At 40.9% G+C, this 18,997-nt stretch carries 18 protein-coding genes; 7 read left to right on the top strand and 11 right to left on the bottom strand.

Going from position 1 to position 18,997, the window contains the following annotated elements:
• Position 1: 1 nt before the first annotated feature.
• From G626_RS0111010 to G626_RS0111000, 3 genes are all read right to left on the bottom strand, one after another.
• Positions 2–304, bottom strand: a complete 303-nt coding sequence (locus tag G626_RS0111010) for a hypothetical protein (RefSeq protein ID WP_022932841.1) — start codon at positions 302–304, stop codon at positions 2–4.
• A 59-nt stretch (positions 305–363) separates the two neighbouring features.
• A complete protein-coding gene (locus tag G626_RS17960) occupies positions 364–3,864 on the bottom strand; it encodes a DNA translocase FtsK (protein ID WP_231365114.1) in 3,501 nt (1,166 codons plus the stop codon).
• 84 nt (positions 3,865–3,948) lie between these two features.
• Complete coding sequence (locus G626_RS0111000) at positions 3,949–5,346, bottom strand: MATE family efflux transporter (RefSeq protein ID WP_022932840.1); 1,398 nt, start codon at positions 5,344–5,346, stop codon at positions 3,949–3,951.
• A gap of 103 nt (positions 5,347–5,449) precedes the next feature.
• Here G626_RS0111000 and G626_RS0110995 point away from each other — a divergent pair, with 103 nt between their 5' ends.
• The 4 genes from G626_RS0110995 to G626_RS0110980 all read left to right on the top strand — a co-directional run bounded on the left by G626_RS0110995 (position 5,450) and on the right by G626_RS0110980 (position 11,762).
• Positions 5,450–6,958 carry a hypothetical protein gene (locus G626_RS0110995; protein ID WP_196800484.1) on the top strand — a complete coding sequence of 503 codons (1,509 nt, stop codon included), beginning with the start codon at positions 5,450–5,452 and terminating at the stop codon, positions 6,956–6,958.
• A 155-nt stretch (positions 6,959–7,113) separates the two neighbouring features.
• Entirely contained in the window at positions 7,114–9,183 is a 2,070-nt protein-coding gene (locus G626_RS17615) for a beta-1,3-glucanase family protein (RefSeq protein ID WP_022932838.1), read from the top strand.
• 134 nt (positions 9,184–9,317) lie between these two features.
• On the top strand, positions 9,318–10,685 hold the full coding sequence (locus tag G626_RS0110985) for an MATE family efflux transporter (RefSeq protein ID WP_022932837.1): 1,368 nt from the start codon (positions 9,318–9,320) through the stop codon (positions 10,683–10,685).
• A 63-nt stretch (positions 10,686–10,748) separates the two neighbouring features.
• Positions 10,749–11,762, top strand: coding sequence for a 2-hydroxyacid dehydrogenase (locus G626_RS0110980; protein ID WP_022932836.1), 1,014 nt, complete (start codon positions 10,749–10,751; stop codon positions 11,760–11,762).
• A 161-nt stretch (positions 11,763–11,923) separates the two neighbouring features.
• Here G626_RS0110980 and G626_RS0110975 read toward each other — a convergent pair whose 3' ends face one another.
• The 7 genes from G626_RS0110975 to G626_RS18125 form a co-directional block, all read right to left on the bottom strand.
• Entirely contained in the window at positions 11,924–12,511 is a 588-nt protein-coding gene (locus tag G626_RS0110975; protein WP_022932835.1) for a hypothetical protein, read from the bottom strand.
• 28 nt (positions 12,512–12,539) lie between these two features.
• Complete coding sequence (locus tag G626_RS0110970; protein WP_022932834.1) at positions 12,540–13,415, bottom strand: hypothetical protein; 876 nt, start codon at positions 13,413–13,415, stop codon at positions 12,540–12,542.
• Positions 13,416–13,443: 28 nt separating this feature from the next.
• Positions 13,444–13,629, bottom strand: a complete 186-nt coding sequence (locus G626_RS0110965) for a hypothetical protein (RefSeq protein ID WP_156003311.1) — start codon at positions 13,627–13,629, stop codon at positions 13,444–13,446.
• A 14-nt stretch (positions 13,630–13,643) separates the two neighbouring features.
• Positions 13,644–13,961: a hypothetical protein gene (locus G626_RS0110960; protein WP_022932832.1), complete on the bottom strand. Its 318-nt coding sequence runs from the start codon at positions 13,959–13,961 to the stop codon at positions 13,644–13,646.
• Between the two features lie 5 nt (positions 13,962–13,966).
• Positions 13,967–14,332 (bottom strand): hypothetical protein, encoded by a 366-nt coding sequence (locus tag G626_RS0110955; protein WP_022932831.1) that lies wholly within the window; start codon positions 14,330–14,332, stop codon positions 13,967–13,969.
• A 90-nt stretch (positions 14,333–14,422) separates the two neighbouring features.
• A complete protein-coding gene (locus tag G626_RS0110950) occupies positions 14,423–14,914 on the bottom strand; it encodes a hypothetical protein (protein ID WP_022932830.1) in 492 nt (163 codons plus the stop codon).
• A 19-nt stretch (positions 14,915–14,933) separates the two neighbouring features.
• Positions 14,934–15,110 carry a hypothetical protein gene (locus G626_RS18125; protein ID WP_022932829.1) on the bottom strand — a complete coding sequence of 59 codons (177 nt, stop codon included), beginning with the start codon at positions 15,108–15,110 and terminating at the stop codon, positions 14,934–14,936.
• A 167-nt stretch (positions 15,111–15,277) separates the two neighbouring features.
• On the opposite strand from G626_RS18125, the gene G626_RS17610 reads away from it, so the two are divergent.
• The 3 genes from G626_RS17610 (at position 15,278) to G626_RS0110930 (ending at position 16,505) form a co-directional block, all read left to right on the top strand.
• A complete protein-coding gene (locus G626_RS17610; RefSeq protein WP_022932828.1) occupies positions 15,278–15,598 on the top strand; it encodes a helix-turn-helix transcriptional regulator in 321 nt (106 codons plus the stop codon).
• A gap of 99 nt (positions 15,599–15,697) precedes the next feature.
• The gene (locus G626_RS16400; protein WP_022932827.1) at positions 15,698–16,039 is read left to right on the top strand and encodes a type II toxin-antitoxin system MqsR family toxin; all 342 of its coding nucleotides are present in this window, start codon (positions 15,698–15,700) and stop codon (positions 16,037–16,039) included.
• On the top strand, positions 16,032–16,505 hold the full coding sequence (locus tag G626_RS0110930; protein WP_022932826.1) for a type II TA system antitoxin MqsA family protein: 474 nt from the start codon (positions 16,032–16,034) through the stop codon (positions 16,503–16,505). The genes G626_RS16400 and G626_RS0110930 overlap by 8 nt, the downstream gene beginning before the upstream one ends.
• Positions 16,506–16,631: 126 nt before the next feature.
• Here the strand turns inward: G626_RS0110930 and pheT are convergent, their stop codons facing one another.
• Positions 16,632–18,944, bottom strand: coding sequence for a phenylalanine--tRNA ligase subunit beta (gene pheT, locus G626_RS16395; RefSeq protein WP_022932825.1), 2,313 nt, complete (start codon positions 18,942–18,944; stop codon positions 16,632–16,634).
• Positions 18,945–18,997 lie beyond the last annotated feature (53 nt).

Here is an 18,997-nt window from a genome sequence, read left to right as displayed (position 1 = left end):
ATTATTTATACATCACAAGAAGCACGCTGACGGCGGCGAGTAAAAAAATCATGTAAACGAGTACAAGCGGCGATGCGATTTGCGGGAAGCTCAGCAGCATAAAGGCGAAGACGAGAGTTAGTGCGCCGAGGCTGAGTGCTACGTAGCCGCTGGATTTTGCGCGGAGCTGATTTTTGCGGAGGTTTTCCGGCGACTTGTCTGAGGCAGCTTCATTGAGTTTATCGAGATATCCTGGTAAGAGAAAATATACGCCGGCGGCGAGGAAGGCCAGGCCGGCGATAAAGCTAAGAATTATCAAAATCATTTTATATTACCTTTATGATTGAACATGAGATGCTGAAACAAGTTCAGCATGACCTCATTTTAAGATGGAATGTGAATTACCTCGCGAGGTTTACTGCCGTTCTGTGGGCCGACAATTCCGCGCTCTTCCATTTCCTCAACGAGACGGGCTGCGCGGTTGTAACCGATTTTGAGACGGCGTTGGATGTAGCTGGCGCTTGCCTTGCCGCTCTGAACAACAATTTCGAGAGCCTGGTCGTACAATGGGTCATCGTCGTCCATTGGTTCGCCGAAGAGGTCGCGGGCTCCTTCTTCGTCATCATCTTCAACGAAAATCTCTTCGTCGATGTAGTCAGGCTCGCCGTAATCTTTTACAGCGGTAACTACGTTTTCAACTTCCTGGTCGCTTACAAAGGTTCCCTGGATTCGGATTGGAGCAGGGTCCACTGCAGAAGCGTAAAGCATATCACCGCGGCCGAGCAGCTTTTCTGCACCGACTGTATCAATAATGATGTTAGAGTCTGTTCGGCTGGCAACCATAAAGGCGATTCGGGTCGGGATGTTAGCCTTAATCAAACCTGTGATTACGTTTACAGAAGGTCGCTGAGTTGCGAGTACAAGATGAATACCTACGGCACGGCTCATTGCTGTAAGGCGGGCTACGATATTTTCGAGTTCCTTTCCACTTGTTGCCATAAGGTCTGCAAACTCATCAATAATAACAACGATGTAAGGCAGCTTTTCTGTACATATTTTCTGCTCTTTGATTTTTGCATTATAATTTGAAATGTCACGTACACCCATGCCATCGAGCAAAGCGTAGCGGCGTTCCATTTCACAGAGACACCACTGAAGCGCTTGAAGGGCTTTCTTTGGCTCTGTGATTACAGGAGTCAAAAGATGTGGAATATTATTGTAAAGTTTGAGCTCGACAACCTTAGGATCAACGAGAATCATCTTCACGTCTTCGAACGAACGTTTATACAAAATCGAAAGAATCAGTGAGTTTACACAAACAGATTTTCCGGAACCTGTTGCACCGGCAATCAGCATATGAGGCGTTTTTACAAGGTCAATGAGCTGGGCCTTTCCGAGAATGTCTTTTCCAAGTACAACAGGCACAGCCATCTTCTTCCACTCTGGAAGATCCATTTCTATGATTTCGCGGAAGCCAACTACCGATCGGTTGCGGTTTGGAACTTCAATACCAACGGCCTGCTTTCCAGGAATAGGAGCTACAATGCGGACAGACTGAGCTGCAAGGCTGAGGGCAATGTTATCTTGAAGAGCAACAATCTTACTGAGTTTTACGCCAGGTGCCGGAAGGATTTCGAACATTGTAACAACCGGACCTTTTTTGATTCCGATGATGTCGGCTTCGATGTTGAATTCGGCGAGGGTCTGCTTGAGGTTAAGCGAAGCCTGTTTAGTTGCATCGTCGATAATCCAGTACTGGTCATCTTTGTAGGCTGTGAGTAAATCTGATGGAATTACATAAGGGCCTTTCTTTGTGGCACGATTTGTCTTTGGCGGATTTGCGGCAATTTCTTTTGTCTTAGGAGTGTTTTCTTCCTGCTGAGCATTGAAGAAATCTGAAAGTTCATCTTTAGTGAGGTTTGTTGCTCCGCCGTGGGCCGGGCCATGTGAACCGGCTGATGCTGCTGCTGCTACCAATGCTGCAGGGGCCTTTTCTTTAGCAGGCATTGTTTTTCTGATGTCTGCATCCATGTCTTTGAAAACACTGGCTGCTGCAGTCGAAATATTTACTTCGTCATCTTCTGTTGCGTCTTCATCATCAGCCTGCTCCTGCTGTTGAGCCAGCTGATCGAAAATCTGAGGATTGTCTTCTACATCTTCAACTTCATCAGTATCTGAATCTGAGCCTTTTTCAGCCTGATATGGATCTTCGATTTTTGGAGAAGTTTTCTTTTTATCTACGTTCTCAAAATAGTTATAGAGATTTTCTTTTGTTGCAATCTTAGGTTCGTCTATATCATCTTCAAAATATTCACCTACCGAACGTTCGTTAGTAACATTTTCACTAGCAGATGCATGTGGATTATGATTTTCCTGTTTTGCTAAAATTGCAGGCTTTGTATTGATGGCCGGTTCTTCAATATCAAAATCCGGGAAAGGAAGAGTTTCATCTTCTACATATCCATCATCAGCTTCAGAAACTTCCGGCTCCTTTTTGCTTTCGTATACAGCTTCATCTTTAAGCTGAATGCGGGTTGGATACTTAGGTTTTTCAGTTACCGGCTGAGCTGGAGTTTTTTTTTCCTCAGACTCAGGAGTATCCGAATCATCGCTGATTACAATTTTATGAGGATAAAGAGGATTTTCTACAACCGAGTCGATGTAGCGTGTTGTTGCATATGGGTCGTTTGGATTAACTGCTTTTGGGGCTTCTTTGGTGGTTTCGATACACTCGCTTCGCGAGCACTCAACCCCCGCATTTGGTGTATCTTTTGGAGGGAACTCAAGAGCAGGATCATTTTCATCAAAATCTGCATCATACTCTGGAGGAAGATTTTTTGGCTGAGGAGGAAGATCCGGCCATTCGAGTTCATCTGCAGGTGCTTCTGGAGTTGTAAGCGCTGCAAATTCTTCCTGTGTGAGCATAGAGCTCTGAGCGGCTGCTTCCTCTGCTGTTGCAGGAGGAATTGTAAATGCAGGCTTTGTAGCGGCTGCTGCTGCGGTTGCAGCGACTGTAGTAGCAGTTGCTGCAGCAGTGGCAAGGGCTGCGGGAGCCTGCTCAGTTACGGCAGTCTCTTCACTTTCTTCCGGAACTGATTCTTCGTAAGGCTGAACATCATCGAGGATGGCATCAAAAATTGTGCTCTTCTTAGGGCCTTCGACATCATCATCTTCTTCTTCAGCATCAGCCTTTTTGAATTTCTTTTTAAGCTTAGAGAAAATAGATTCTTTTTCTTCTTCAGGCTCTTTGAATTTAGAAAGCTTCTTAAATTCAAGGAGATCGTTTTCATCTTCATTTGCAGAAGAATCATCAGCTTCTACAGCGTCGTCAGAAAGCACTCCAACCTCTGTAAAGCCATCAGCAGATTCTGTTTCTGTAAGGGTGGAAGAGGTTGTCGGGGCTTTAGCTGCTTTTTTCAAAGGTCTTCTAAGATTTTTAAAGCCACCATGGTTAAGTCTGTCTGCAATAATACCTGTTCCCAGATATTCAATAACTACAAGCATAGCGCCGGTAACAAGGGCAATAAGAATTTTAGCGATTGCAAAAGGAGAATGATCAACCTTTACTATAGAACGAACTATGCTTTCTGTTACAACACAGGTGAAAAACGGAATAAGCGCAGTAAGCAGGCGGAGAGTTTTGCGGGCAGTCCACTTAGAAGCAAAGCAGGAAAGTCCCGAAACCAGCAGGAAGGCTGGAATCAAAATGCTGCAAAAGCCGTAAACAGAGTACAGCATATCTCCGAGTAAATACAAAATATTATTATGTCCCGGACCAGAAACGCCATAATCCAGGGGTAAAAGAATCAAACTGATTGTAAAAAGGGCCGCCAGCGCAAGCAAAGCGACTCCGGTTATGATACTAGACTTATTAGATGCTCTCATACTTCCATTATCGGAAAATAAAAAAAAGATTTTAGAGTTTTCTAATAAACTTAGAAGGGGTTAAGATTTTCTGATTTTATAGATTTACTCTGAAATTTCCGTCTTGGGCAGTTTTCTGAAGAACCAAATCATGTAAGGAATTGCGGTAAATGTGCTGAACAAATCTGCTACAGCCTGGCTGATTTCTACACCAAAAAGCCCGAATAGCTGAGGTAAAATCAAAATAGCCGGAATAAAATAAATGCCCTGGCGGTTCATTGAAAGGAAGGTTGCAGCTTTTATGTGGCGGGTAGACTGCATAAGCATGTTAGTTCCAACTATCAAAGCGTGAAGCGGTAAGAAAGCTGCCTGCCAGCGCAGGGCAACACTACCTACGGCAATTACATCCGGGTCATTGCGGAAGGCGGCAATAATCTGAGGAGCGAAAATAACGGCAGCAGCGGCAAAAACAGACATAACTGCGGCTCCACTGCATACGAGGAAAACATAAGCTTTTTTTACACGATCGTAGCGCTTTGCTCCGTAATTGTAGCCGCTGACCGGACTAAAGCCCTGGCCGATTCCAATCATCATGCTGGCAATGAACATTATGATTTTTCCAACGATAGACATTGCGGCGATTGCAGAAACTCCAAAAAGGGCAGCGTTACGGTTAAGCAAAATAGAAGCGATGCTGGCAAGTCCCTGGCGTGCCAGAGAAGGAAGTCCTGTTGCGGTAACCTTGCCCAGCAGGCGGATATCTTTAGAAACATTTTTAATGCTGATGTGGCAGATAGATTTTCGTCTCAGATAAAAAGAAAAGAGCAGCCAGAAGCTGGTAAACTGAGTGAGCAGGGTACAAAGAGCCGCACCACGAATTCCAAGCCCAAAGCCTTTAAGAACAAGAGAGCCTCCAAAAAGCGGCATTTCCTTAAAAATAAAAAATGGGTCCAGAATCATGTTGAGGACTCCGCCGGTGGTTAAAGCAATCATACTGAAAAAAGCTTTTCCTTCGGCGCGTAAATCATTATTCAAAACAAAAGAGGCACACATAAAAGGAGCACCCCAGAAAATATAAAAAGCATAGTCACGGGCAAAAGGCAGAACAGAATCATCAGCTCCGGCAAAACCCAGAACTACACGGGCAAAGGAGTTACCAAAAATTGTGATGAGAAGGCCTACACCAAGCGCCGCAAAAAAAGCGGTAGAAGAGATTATAGAAGCTTCTTCGTTGCGCTTTTGTCCAAGACGGATAGAAACCAGACTTCCCGAACCCATACCAAGTGTAAAACCACAGGCCTGGATAATGGACATAATCGGGAAAACAATTCCAACAGCGGCACTGGCCTCGGTACCCAGCTGCGAAACAAAAAAGGTGTCGGCCATATTGTAAAGCGAGGTAACCAGCATAGAAATTATTGTAGGGATTGCAAGTTTGGTAATCAGCTTCCAAACCGGGGTGTTTACCATCTTGTTGTATTGTTCGTCTGCGTTCTTTTCCATAATTAATATTTTAATTAAAAAATGGGCTCTTGTTCAATGAATAAGTTGAATTGAATAAGTTGATATGCTTGACATCTAAAAAAGAATCTTTTACCGTTTCTGTATGTTGAGTTTTAAGAAAGGGCTTTTACAAAGAATCCTAATTCTATTTATTTTCCTGATTTGTTTTGAGGGTCTTTTTGCAGAGGAAGAGCATCCTTCTATGGAGCCGCTTTTTTCTGTTTTTTCTGTCTTAGGTTCAAAGAGTGAAGCAGGTAATACAAATTATACGGCCGATGAAGTTTTTGAAATGGGGCTTTTGTTTTCTGAGTGTGAGCGGGGAAGCGAAGTATGGAAGCGATGCTGGAATCAATTTGAAGATATTAAAAAAGAAGTGACTTCCCATGAAATTATGAGTCTCTCAGAAGAAGAAAGGGGAAGGGCAATTCTTAAGCTTCTTTATCGCGATTATCTTGCAGCTTACAGTCTTAATCAAACAAAAATTGATCTTGCTATGGATAAAGGTTTTTACAATTGTGTCTCTTCAGCGGTTTTGTACATGGCTGCAGCAAAGGCAGCAGAACTTGATGTACGTGGCCAGAGGACTACACAACATGCATTCTGTTCAATTTATGTTCCTGTGACTGATGGCAAGCCTGGCCAGCTAAAGAAGATTGATGTTGAAACAACAAATCCTTATGGCTTTAATCCGGGAAGTAAAGAAGAAATTGAACATGAAAGCCAGATAAGAAAATATTATGTTGTACCGAAAAAATATTACTCCAATAGAACAGAAGTAAGTGATGGCGTTTTTACAGGACTGATAGCGGGAAATCTCTGTTCAGAGTATATAAAGTCAGAAAATTATAAAAAAGCTGTACCGCTTGGGGCTGCCCGCTGGGAAGCAGCTTGTAAGGAAAATTCAAAGTCTGTAGCTTCTGTAAGAAATGAATTTGATATTCTTGCAGCAAACTACGTGAATCTGATTCCAAGCTCCGCCGCGGCTTACTCGTCCACACTAGACTGGTTTTCCACTTTTATAGACCGCTGGGGAAACACTGCATTTCTGCAGAAAAATCTGGACAGCTCATTTATAAATCTCTTAGTTCTTTGTAACAAAGAGCAGGATTATCCGCTGGCAAAATCAGCTTACGAAAAATATAAGGAAAGAATATCGCCTGCTCAGATTACAAAATCAGAGGAAATCATAACTGATATAATAATCTTGTCTGCTACAGATGCCCTTTCAACGGAAGAAAAGATAGTTGAGACTAACAGATTGCTTACGACAAAAGACTTTTCTAATCCTGTTCGCCAGAAACGTGCCCAGCTGCATCTTGAAAGCTTCTGGCTCGATAAGTTGAACAGTCTTATGAATTCGCGTGAATACGAAGAAGGCTACAGGGCTGCGGCGCTTGCTCTGAATCAGCTTCCAAAGAGCACAAAAGTAAAAGCAATGCAGAATAATTTCTATAATAATTCAATTGCGATTATTCATAACAATTTTGCCCGTCAGGCTAATGGCGGAAACTTTGATGAGGCTCAGGCTATTCTTGAAGCAGGACTCGAAAAATTTCCGGAGGACAGAACCTTAACAAAGGACCTTTCAGATTTACAGAAAGTCCGAAACTAATCTCTAACCGAAATAAATCATAACATACCGAAAAAACTAAGACTTTACGGCAAGGAAAAAGGGTGAGAGCATTATAATAGTTTAATCCTTTATGTTTTTCGGAGGGGACATAGATTAAATGAAAAACTACCCTTAGAAAAACCGGAGGTTTTTTCATGAAAAAAGTAAGAACTGCCATCTGTGCAGGAATTACAGCCCTTGCCTTAAGTTTAAGCGGATGCTCAAACTTACTTAGTGATGTTTCACAAACAAGTTCCTTTTCAGCTTCAAGAAGTGTTGTAGTAGACGGATCTCTTTCGATTGATTCTTCTATTCCAATTCCCTTTGGACTCGTAGCTGATGTTAGTCAGGACAATCTTATTCGTCTTGCCTGGGGCTGTCCTTCTGTAAAGCCTGATGCCTGGTACATTTATCTTGATGGACAAAAGGTTGATGAAACATCTGTTTTGAAACAGGTAGAAGTTGAAGCTTATTCTGGAAATCATGTGATTGCAGTTGCTGCTGTAAAGAACGGAAGACGTTCAGAAGCAGAAGGTATTGAAGTAAATGTAAAAGGAAGGCCTGCTCCTTCAGGAAACAGCTCAGGACTTGTTTCAGGTGCTACTTATAAAATTATTGCAAAATGTTCAGGAAAATCTCTGGACAATGACAACTGGCAGACAACCCCTGGTTCAAATGTTCATCAGTGGGGATATGGCGACAATCAGGCAAATCAGCAGTGGATTTTGCGCCAGAATTCTGATGGCAGCTGGAAAATCATAAATCTTTATTCAAAGCTTGCTCTTGATGCTGCTAACTGGGGTACAACTGACGGAACAAATGTTTTGCAGTGGACAGACCTTAACAACAGAAATCAGGACTGGTTTATCACAAAAGAAGGTTCTTACTACAAAATCATAAATGCTTATTCTGGACTTGCTCTTGATGTTAGTGCAGCCTCACAGGAGGATGGAGCTAATGTTCAGACCTGGACATGGAACGGCACAGATGCTCAGCTTTGGGAACTTACAAATCTTTCTGGTTCAAATGGAGTAGAACCTGGTAATCCAAATCCGGGAGATCCAGAAAATCCTGGTAACCCTGTTAATCCAGATGACAGAGGAATTCCAATCGATACAAATGATACCCTTGTTCCACGCAATAACGGAATGAAGGTAACCTATCAGTTCCAGAATCATACACGCGGAGCTTTTGCTGATAATCAGATTTACATTTACATCATCTGTATGAATCAGAATAATGTATGGTGCTATGCCCGCCCGGATGGAGCACTTATTCCTATCGGCTCTTCATCATCTGACACATGGCAGTACACTCTCGCTGATGTAAAGAACTCTGGTTTCCAGATTCCGCTTTCACACTCAGGACGTATTTACTACTCTTACGGTAAGCCTCTTGTAATGTGGGGAAATGGAAACGGTGTTGTTCTTCCTTCTTTGAGCAATCCAGCAGATCCAAACTATGAAACATATTTTGACTGGCTTGAGTATACAGTTGCAGAACATGGTTTCTGGGTAAACACAACTCAGGTAGACCAGCTTGGTTTCCCTGTTCTTATGAACGTTTATGATAATGATGGCCGTGTTCAGCAGACTGGTATTTCTGTAAAACGCGAAAAAATCTGGGAAGCTTTCCGTGCCGAAATGCCAAACGAATTTAAAACTCTCGTAAGTGATTACAGAATCTTCGCTCCATGTAAGGGTGCTTTTGATAACAGAACCGGCGGAGCTTATGGAAATTACTTTGATGCTTATGTGACAGAAACCTGGAACACAATTGCCTCAAAGAGCCAGACTGTAACACATCCACAGGGTAAGTTTATACTAACAGGTGATGGCAATAATCTTTATTTCCGCTGTATCGAAAAGTATGGTGAAATTGCAACTGCAGGAGAGACTTACGTAATCCGCGGTAAGCCAACAACAAGCGAAGTATTCGAAGGCTATGGAGTTCTTGCTTCTGGTAACCCAATGGAGCTTGCTCTTGAAGCCTGGATTTGTGCGGCTCTTAACCGCCACGTTGCTCACCTTGAGCCGGATGCTTACTGGAACAATGCTGCTGCATATTATAATGCTGGTCCATGCAACTACTTCTCAAAGTTCTGGCATGATCACAGCGAACGCGGTGGACTTGCATACGGTTTCTGCTACGACGATGTAAACGACCAGAGTGCTACTACCTTTACAACAAATGCACGTGGTGTGGTTGTTAGACTCGGATTCTAAAATAATCAGTTAAAAAATGATAAACCGTCTGATGCGAATCAGGCGGTTTTTTTATGACTGCCGGCATTTTTTAAACCTTTTTTAAAGCCTTTATTTACTTGAAACTTCTATGACGTTTCACTATTGTCTTTAGCATGCTTAAGGTAAATAGTGAAAGAAAAGCAAAGACTTCTTACGAACGGGACTTAACTACAGGCCCTCTTTTTAAGGGAATCCTTTTTTACAGTATCCCTCTGATTTTTTCAAATCTTCTTCAGGTTCTTTTTAATATTGCAGACATTGCGGTAGTTGGTCGTTTTGCTGGTTCTCTGGCTTTGGGCTCGGTGGGTTCAACTTCTCAGCTGCTCTTTTTATTTACAGGTCTTTTGATGGGCCTGGGCGGTGGTGTAAATGTCATCGTTGCTTTTTATATCGGCTCAAAATCTAAAAAGGATTTGGACCAGGCATTACATTCATCTTTTATAGTTTCCATGATTGTCGGTACTATTTTGATGATAGGTGGATATCTGCTTGCAAGACCTGTGCTGTCACTAATCAGGACTAAACCTGAATTGCTGGATGGAGCTGTAATCTATTTTAAGATTTATATGCTGGGTATGCCGGGAGTTGCACTTTATAATTACGGAAACGCTGTTTTGAGTGCAGCCGGTGATACAAAGAGGCCGCTTTATTATCTTACATTTGCCGGTATTATCAATATTATTTTGAATCTTTTCTTTGTGATTGTATGCCAGCTTTCCTGTGCCGGGGTTGCCCTTGCCAGTGTAATTTCTCAGTATGTCTCTGCAATCCTTGTTATGATTCCCCTGATTCGAGGCCGCGACCTTGGAGATATAAAGTTTAGCTTTAGTCATCTTCAGTTGCACCGCGAAAAAACAATCCGAATACTAAAGGTGGGAATTCCTTCGGGCATGCAGAATGCAATCTTTGCAGTTGCAAATACCTTTATTCAGGTGGGTGTAAATTCCTTTGATGCAACAATGGTTGCGGGAACTGCAGCCGGTGCGAATCTTGATAACATTATCTACAGTGCCATGAATGCTTTTTACATAGCCTGTGCAACTTTTATTGGTCAGAACTACGGGGCTGGCAATAAAAGCCGTATTCTTCGCAGCATGCTGATTGCAAACCTCTACGCCTTTTTGCTGGGAGCGGGCATGAGCAGCACAATGTTTATTTTTGGACCTCAGTGCCTTTCCCTTTTCACCGGCGATTCTGCGGTAATTCAGGCCGGAATGCTTCGAATGTCAATCATGTGGTTTTCATATCCAGTGGCAACCTTTATGGATAACACCATAGCCGCCAGCCGGGGTCTCGGAAAAACTTCTGTGCCTACGGTTATTGTTTTGCTTGGTTCCTGCCTTTTCCGGATACTATGGGTTTACACAATCTTCGCCTGGTTCGGAACAATTCAGTCTCTCTTTTTGCTTTACATTTTCTCCTGGACAATTACTGCTCTGGCAGAAATTATTTACTTTGTGCGCGAATACCGTAAGATTTAAATTGTTGACGATAGGCTTGCCTCTGTGTTAACTTATTTGTGAGAGTTAGAGGAGACAAACATTATGAAGATTGCATTTTTTGATACCCGTTCTTACGACAAGGCTTCGTTTACAAAAGCGAATCAAGGCGGAGCTGACGGTTCACATCCATATAATTATGAAATTGATTTTCGTGATTTTAAGCTGAATGAAAACACGGCAATGACGGCACAGGGCTTTGATGTGGTCTGCGTTTTTGTAAATGATGTGGTGAATGCGGAAGTTATTGATGTGCTGAAAAAATGCGGCATAAAGCTGATTGCCCTGCGATGTGCCGGTTTTAATAATGTTGATTTGAAAGCAGCTGCGGCGGCAGGAATTAAAGTTGTGCGAGTTCCGGCTTATTCGCCTTATGCGGTTGCTGAGCACGGGGCGGCTTTACTGCTTTCCCTTACCCGCCATATTCCACAGGCATACCTGCGTACAAAAACTGCTAACTTTAATATTGATGGCCTTACCGGGCGAGATTTGCACGGGTTGACCGCTGGTATTTTGGGCACCGGAAAAATCGGCCAGATTATGGCTGGTATATTGAAAGGCTTCGGTATGAAGATTATTGCCTATGACCCATTCCCAAATGAAAAATGGGCAGGCGAGACCGGTGCAACTTACGTGAGCAAGGATGAAATCTTCCGCCAGAGCGATGTTCTCAGCCTGCATTGCCCGCTCACCGAAGAAACAAAACACATCGTAAACCACGACACAATGAAAATGATGAAGCAGGATGCGGTGATTATTAATACCGGTCGCGGCGCCCTGATTGATTCAAAGGCTCTTGTTCACGCTCTCAAGCATGGTCACATCGGCGGCATCGGCATGGACGTCTACGAAGAAGAAAGCAAATACTTCTTCAGCGACTGGTCTACAGATATTATGACAGATGATGTACTGGCGCGACTTTTGACATTCCCGAACGTAATCATCACCGGGCATCAGGCTTTCCTTACGACAAATGCATTGAAGAATCTGGCGGATACAACGCTGGAAAATATAAAGGCGTTTGCGGGTGGGGAAGAGCTTGTGAATGAGGTGAAGTAAAATATTTTATATATGGGCGTTTCCCTTCATTCACTCACTTCGTTCGTTCATTTCGGGTCGCTATGTTACGGGTTCCGCTTTCGCTCCAGCCTCCGCACTCGCTCATTTCATTCGTTCGCTTGCGGTGGCCGCCTTCGGCGCCCTTCACAGCGCTAACGCATTTACCATTCGCTAAGTTCCGTATAATCTTTCAGTTGTCCCCCATTAAAATAAAATTCATAAACGTAAGGTTCTGTTAATGTTAGAACAGCTGATTCATTTTCGTTTGCGCCATTCTTAATAAGGATAGAAATTAAATCATTATCGTCATCAGTCATTCCTAAATGAAAGGAAACTGTTTTACGTTTAGGATATTGTGCAGTAACTTCGTTAAATAACTTTTTAACTTCAACAAATGAGGCATCTATTGTTGGATACATTTCAATTATTGAAATTTTCTGTTTTGAGTCATACAAAAAATTCATTTTGTCAAAAAACATATTGTTCCATTCAACTTCATAGACTATTGTTGCTCCACCACCAAATCGATTGAACCTTGTATCGGCTATCCAGTTTTCTTCATCGGAAAAGTATTGTTCATATTCAATATTTGAGTCTTTTAATGATTGTTCGACTTCCATTCGTGTAGAGTTTTTATCAAAACCGAGAATAGATAAAGGTTTATTAGAATAAGTTTGTTTTGATTGGGCGGTCAATAACAAAGTATTTGCAATAAAAAGAATTAAAATTGCATAAGAATTTTTTTTCATTTTAAGCCTCTTAAGTTATTTGCTTTTATTATAGTAAAGAATTAATAACATCTGCTAATGAAGAATTTGACATAGAAAGTGAAATTTTATAGTTTTGGGGAACGGTGTATCGTGCCTTACATTCATTTTCAATCATTGAAATGGTATGTTTACTAATTTGTCCTTGGCTTCTTTCTTTATTAAGCATGTAAATTATGTATTCATAAGCAGTATCTGGTAATGGATTTCCAAACTGATCTTCTGTTTTTGTGCCTCGTTTACCGGCATTTTTAGTAATTTTTAGATTTTCATAAAATTTATCGCCTGCTGTGCTTTTTCCGTTTTTATTGAGCTCTTTTACTATTTCCTGAATGAAAGTTTCGTAATTATTAACAGAATTATTGCTAGTTGAGACTTGCGATTTCTCTGTTTTTTTTGGGTCTATTTTTGCCCGGTCAGCTTTTGTACCGTAAAAAACATAAGTTGTATAAAGATTTGAATCACTATCATAGCTGTTTACGCAAATATAATCAGATTTACCATCTTCTGTTTTTACTAAAGTAATGCTCACATCACTGTCAAAATCTTTCATCAGTTTTTTTACAGAGTCAGCTAAACTATTATTTGGAGAAGTAACGTTATAATCTTCTACAACAAAATAATCCATGCTCTGAAACCATTTTGGAACAATTTCAAAAACAAGTTCAGAAATGTCTCCGTCATGGTATAAATAGGAATCATAAAGCCAGTAATGGAGATTTCTTCCTAAAACAAGAGCATAACCTTCACTTTCGCACCATGATTTTTTTTCTTCTTCGGATTCAAGTACAGAAAGTGGTGACGGTTCTTTACTTACAGGCTTTCCTGCAAATACATTGAATGACAAAACTGATAAACAAAATAAAATGATGATTTGTTTTTTCATAAGTACCTCTTGCACAAATTTTGATTTATTATTTCACATATTTTTCCAGGGCATAGGCTCGACCTTTTGCATTATATATTCCTGCAATTTCAAACAACAAATTCAAGTCTGTGCAGTCATACTCGATATGTATATATTTTGAACCGTTTTCAGACTGCTGAACACTGTAATTTTCCAGTTCACAGCATGGAGCTATATCACAAATATCTTTCATATCGGCAAGGTAAACTAAAACCATGCTTTTATCAAAAACGCTTTGCTTGCTTCTATTGCCTTTGAATACTCGCTCGGATTTGTGAAGAAATTTGAAAAAATGTAATATGTGGTAGGTAAATCTGAATCATAAAATGTTACACCGGTTCTATTTGTATTTTTATTATCTGACATAATCAGACACAGAATGCAACCATCGTCATCGCTGAGTTCTACTAATTCAAAAGTCTGACCGTACACGCCGGTACGATAAAGTGTTTTTGTCTGAATGTTTTGAGCAAAGGAATTTGTTGTTGCTAACAAAGCTAAAAACGCTATGATTATTTTTTTCATAAAAATTATATCTCAAAATCTTGATAATATTCGTTAAGAAGTTTTTGTAAGCCTGGATGATTTTGTTTTTCGTTAATAAGATATAGTTGCAAGGACTTTAAGGCTTTCCTAAGAATTTCATCGCCATAATCATTTTCAATATTTTTAAAATAACAACGAATATCCCTTTCGCTCATATCATGAACAAGGGGCGTACCAACAATCATATTGAAGAAGCAATTAATATAATCTATAGCAGAACCTTTTTTCATTTCAGTTTCTTCTGAAATACGTTTTGCTAATTCATTAATTTTTTCTTTGTGTGGATAAATATCTTTTGCATATTTATAACAAGCTTCCGCCATTTCCAATGTAATTTTACTTCTATTCATAAGTTCTGTTCAAAAAAACACCGCCATAAAATTACTGCTATCACTTTGATTACCATATTCGGCTTCACATCTATTTATCATGGATTGTTTTCAGTAAAGAGAATACGGTTTAAACATATCAAGCGAATATCTATTTTTGCTTTTATCATAGTTTACTACATATCCCCAACCTAACATGAGATAAATTGCAACATCACAGTTTCGTTGTTTCATTAGGGTTTTTACAACATCAAGAACGTCATAGGAAGTTTCTTTTTCCCATACAATATAACATCCGCAACTCTTAAAAAACTCAGGTATATATTTATTATAAATTTCACTGCCATCACCATTATGATATGTATAAGTGTCATAAAGCCAGCAATCAACTTTCATTCCAATAATCGTATCAAAGAAACCTTGCTGTTCTCTATAGGAATCGGCCACATGGTAAAACTTCTTTCCATTCAGCACTGCGCCATTCGTATATTTCCAACCTAAATCTCCTATATATCCACCATTCACAAAAACGAAATCATATGCGGAAAGTTTTAGGGTTGTAATTACACCTAATACAATAATCAATAAATTTCTCTTTTTCATAAAGCTCTCCAGTATAATCTTATTTTGATTTTATATAATCATTATTAGTGCTGATTCTTTCAAACATTCCACAGTTCTTACCCATACATGGAATGTCATTTTCAGAGTGATTTATTTTCTTCATCTCTTCATTTTTACAAATTTCATGCACAGTTCTATATTCCATTTTGTCATTGTTATATATACACTCTTTCATTTTCTTCCTCTGTAGTTGTTATCCCATACCTACTTTTACTACAAAATTATCAATACGCACTTAATTTTAATACGCAGATAACCTATTGTCAATGTGTAGTTAATATATATTTGTATTCTCGATAAGTTTCAAAATAATGCGGTAAGGTACAAACTTATACTTACAAGATGGAATCACAAGAATTAAGAGAATGTTTGAGTTTGAACCTCAAAAAATACCGAAAGATAAAGGGCTGGTCGCAGTTCGAACTGGCGGAAAAAGCTGAAATTTCGGAGCAGACTGTAAATTCAATAGAAGGTTTAAGGCTCTGGCCGAGCGACAAAACCTTGGCAAAGCTGGCAAATGTACTTGAAGTTGAAATGTACCGTTTGTTCGTTCCTCAGACGCTTGCAATGCAGTCCGAAACTATTTCTGAATTAAAACACGCAGTTGTAAAAACTGTTGAAACGCTTGTTCACGACACTTTACAGGATTGGGAAAGGCAGTAATCACATATTAAAATCAATAATTGAATTTTTAATTGACACATTTATTCTTTTGTTTTATATTGGTATTGAAAAGTTGTGGTATAAAAGGATTGTTGGGTAATGAACAATAGTTTGGCGGCATCTGTTTTTATTATGAGGTTAAAGAAACTGATTGATAAGAACAAATTATATTTCAAACCTCGAAACAGGCAGAAGACTATGCAGTTTTTGTTTGATGAAGGTTTGAGCGTAAAAGATGTTATGGACTATGTAAAAAATCTGACGCCTGAAGATTTCTACAGCGGGCCTACGGAAGATGATAATGGAAGTGCCGGTGATGTAATGGTGTTCTTCAAGCCATACAAAAACACGAAGTTGTACATCAAGTTGAAAATTTGGTGTGATGCCGCAGGTGATGCAGGAGTAGTAATGTCGTTCCATAAGGAGGGTCAATATGATTAGTAAATTATCTTGTCCGGATTGTGAAAAGGTTGTTGAAGTTTCTGAAATCAAAAAGGAAACAAACGTTGTTATTAATGGAAAAAATGTTTCTTTCCTCGCACCTATGTATAAATGCTCTGTGTGTGGATGCGAATTTCAGACGATGGAACAACTAGAAGAATCCTTAAAACTCGGGAAGTCGGCTGCAGAAAAACAGTCTGACGAGCTGACTCCCGAAAAGATAATTTCCATCCGCGAAAAATACAATGCCAGCCAGAAAGCTTTTGCAATAATTCTTGGAATGGGTGAATTGACAATTAACAAATATGAACAGGGGGAAAAACCTAGTTCTTCGAACAGGATGCTGCTGCTTCTTTCTGATGATCCGGCCTGTTTTTATAAAATGTATGAAATCAATAAATACAAAATAGGAGCTCTCCAAAAAGAAAAAATAGAACATTCTGCTGTTTTGCAGAGGTTTATGTAAAAGAAAAGACCGTCCGAGAAATTTTCGGGCGGTCTTCTATTTAACAAGTGGTTTCGATACAACCGGTGCGTTCGCGCGCGGTCACTCAACCACCTCGTCATCCTGAACTTGTTTCAGGATCTATTTTTAGCAAACTTCGCAGTTGTCGGCTTTGTTTGTTGTAACAGGTTTTCCTGCGGCGAGGGCCTTCTGGCCTGCGATTGTGAAACATTTGCCACTTACGCGATATTCAATTTTGCAGAAGTGGTCGATGTCGATTTTGGCTGGCTTTTCGCCGGTGTATTCGGCACCTTCAATCTGGATGATGGTTCCAGGTTGCGCCCATGGAGCAGTGAGGAGTTCAACCTTTTCTTTGCCGTCTTCTGTGTAGTCGCAGGCTAGGAGCATTCCGCAGCTTTCTACGCCCTTCATCTTACGTGGAGCGAGGTTAGCAGCGATGATTACGTGCTGGCCGAGAAGTTCTTCTTCTGTGAGGTATGGGCGGAGGCCGCTCTGAATAATGCGTTCTGTGCCAGTGCCGTCATCCAAAGTTTCGATATAGAGCTTGTCGCCCTGTGGGTTTGTTTCTACCTTTGTGATTTTTGCAACGCGGAGCTCAATGTGCTCGTTGAAGTATTTTACAGGGTTTGTTTCTGCTTCGGATTTCTGATTGTTGCCAGCGGTGGTTTCGACAGGCTCAACCACCTTCTTATTTTTTGCCTTTTCAGCATCAGTCTTTGTATCTGCAGTAGCCATCAAGGTTTCCAAATCGAGTTCGCCTGCTACACAAGGAACTGTAATTCCCCAGTTTTCGAGAACCTGTGGATGAACTTCACCAAATACACCGGCTGGCTGTCCATCAACAATCAGCTGAGCCTGGCGGCCAGGAATAAAGCGTGGGTCTTCGCTTTCAACAACTTTGTATTCGTGGTCGAGGAAGTAAACAAGTGAAGAAACTTCGCTGGCCAAAGTATTGAAGTTAGCGTTAGCACTTGCAGTTAAGAAGCCAAGGTGCTGGCGTGTAATAGTTCCGGTGTTTTCATCTTCCTTAAGATATGCAACCTTACCAATTTCAAAAATCTTGTGAGGATACATAGCGTTGGCTGAACCGGCCTCGGCACGGCAAAGGCTAGACAAAATCTCAGGGCGGATAAACTGATAGTTTTCGCTCATTGGGTTTGCAATTTCAATAACCTTTGAACCGTCAATCAGCATATTGTCGATGTAGTCTTTCTTGCTACCTACATAGTTGAAAATCATTTCCTGATAACCAAGACCAACCATCAAAGTCTTTGCCTTGCGGCTGAACTCTGTAAGTGGAAGAAGGCGTCCAACTGTGAAGTCCTGTGGAGTACGTGGCTCAAATGCGGCTACGTTACAGCCAATCATAACATCTTCAATAATATCAACTTCGTGGAGGAAGTCGTTTCGGTAAGGAGCTGGCGAGAGAGTAATTTCCTCACCCTTAACTTCAACTGTGCTTCCCATGCGTGTAAGAGCATCAACAACCTTGTTCATATCAAAGTCGCTTCCAAGAAGCTTGTTGATTGCACCGAGAGTTGTCTTTGTAGTTGGCTGGAAGTAGTAAGGAACCATAATGTCCTTTCCAAGGCCTGTATCATAAGGATGCTTTACAAGAATAGGCTTGATTTCATAACCCTGATCAGCAAAATCACATGCAACAATGTTAGCTGACAAAATCAAGTTTTCAATATTATCACCAGTGAGCTCAACCATCAGGTCTTTATCACCAACCTGAACTGCACCGAGGGTAGCTGAATTGATAATCGGTGCCATAGAAAGCACTTCGTTTTTAGCATCACTCAAAAGAGGGAACTTTTTCATATCAGCGAGAATCCAGCCGAAATCTTTTCCCTTTGGATGGTCAGTAAGAATCTGGCGGCAAGTCATAGGAGCGTCGCACTGGAGTGGAACGAAACTAGTCTTGTCCGGGTCAACAGCGTGGTAGCGAACAGGGAACTTAATCTGGTCAACGCGGTAAACGCCCATAGAAATAGACTTACGCTTGCGGCCAAAGTTCCATGCCAGCTTTTCCTGAGTCTGGATAATGTCCTTAAGCATAGGATCATCAATTGCCTTACCGGTAATCATAAAAGCAACCATGTAAGGACGGATATCCTTAAGCTCAGGGTCAACCTCAACAATGCGGTCACCGTAGTCGTTGTTGCCGTGGTTAGACATCAGCTTCATATAGTCAACAGTTTTTCCGCCTTCGTGCAGCTTAATCTGACGAGCAACACCGTTTGTAGACCAGAGGTCAGGGCGGTTAGTATCATTCAATTCAATTTTTACAACGCGCTCATTTTCAGGCTGGCTCATATCAGGCTTTTCGTCCAGTTCAGCCTTAGCGCAAGGAAGTACATCTTCCAGAGCATCATAAGTGTATTTTTTTCCGATAGCATCAAAAAACAGTTTTTCGTTACATTCGATCTTAGGCATTTTTTTCCTCGAGTTTTTCTGATTCGGGCACAATGACCCCGTAATTTTAATGC

Origin of the sequence: Treponema bryantii NK4A124, from assembly GCF_000421345.1 — a bacterium.
GTDB classification, from domain to species: Bacteria; Spirochaetota; Spirochaetia; order Treponematales; family Treponemataceae; genus Treponema_D; species Treponema_D bryantii_B.
Note: the sequence above shows the minus strand (reverse complement) of the source record. Positions and strands in the feature narration are given on the sequence as shown.

Coding starts and splice junctions, on each gene's coding strand:
- G626_RS0110930 (WP_022932826.1), top strand. CDS start 16,032: ATGATTAGTAAATTATCTTGTCCGGATTGTGAAAAGGTTGTTGAAGTT.
- G626_RS0110955 (WP_022932831.1), bottom strand. CDS start 14,332: ATGAATAGAAGTAAAATTACATTGGAAATGGCGGAAGCTTGTTATAAA.
- G626_RS0110985 (WP_022932837.1), top strand. CDS start 9,318: ATGCTTAAGGTAAATAGTGAAAGAAAAGCAAAGACTTCTTACGAACGG.
- G626_RS0110980 (WP_022932836.1), top strand. CDS start 10,749: ATGAAGATTGCATTTTTTGATACCCGTTCTTACGACAAGGCTTCGTTT.
- G626_RS17615 (WP_022932838.1), top strand. CDS start 7,114: ATGAAAAAAGTAAGAACTGCCATCTGTGCAGGAATTACAGCCCTTGCC.
- G626_RS0111000 (WP_022932840.1), bottom strand. CDS start 5,346: ATGGAAAAGAACGCAGACGAACAATACAACAAGATGGTAAACACCCCG.
- G626_RS0110950 (WP_022932830.1), bottom strand. CDS start 14,914: ATGAAAAAGAGAAATTTATTGATTATTGTATTAGGTGTAATTACAACC.
- G626_RS0110970 (WP_022932834.1), bottom strand. CDS start 13,415: ATGAAAAAACAAATCATCATTTTATTTTGTTTATCAGTTTTGTCATTC.
- G626_RS0111010 (WP_022932841.1), bottom strand. CDS start 304: ATGATTTTGATAATTCTTAGCTTTATCGCCGGCCTGGCCTTCCTCGCC.
- G626_RS0110965 (WP_156003311.1), bottom strand. CDS start 13,629: ATGAAAGATATTTGTGATATAGCTCCATGCTGTGAACTGGAAAATTAC.
- G626_RS0110960 (WP_022932832.1), bottom strand. CDS start 13,961: ATGAAAAAAATAATCATAGCGTTTTTAGCTTTGTTAGCAACAACAAAT.
- pheT (WP_022932825.1), bottom strand. CDS start 18,944: ATGCCTAAGATCGAATGTAACGAAAAACTGTTTTTTGATGCTATCGGA.
- G626_RS16400 (WP_022932827.1), top strand. CDS start 15,698: ATGAACAATAGTTTGGCGGCATCTGTTTTTATTATGAGGTTAAAGAAA.
- G626_RS17610 (WP_022932828.1), top strand. CDS start 15,278: ATGGAATCACAAGAATTAAGAGAATGTTTGAGTTTGAACCTCAAAAAA.
- G626_RS0110995 (WP_196800484.1), top strand. CDS start 5,450: ATGTTGAGTTTTAAGAAAGGGCTTTTACAAAGAATCCTAATTCTATTT.
- G626_RS0110975 (WP_022932835.1), bottom strand. CDS start 12,511: ATGAAAAAAAATTCTTATGCAATTTTAATTCTTTTTATTGCAAATACT.
- G626_RS18125 (WP_022932829.1), bottom strand. CDS start 15,110: ATGAAAGAGTGTATATATAACAATGACAAAATGGAATATAGAACTGTG.
- G626_RS17960 (WP_231365114.1), bottom strand. CDS start 3,864: ATGAGAGCATCTAATAAGTCTAGTATCATAACCGGAGTCGCTTTGCTT.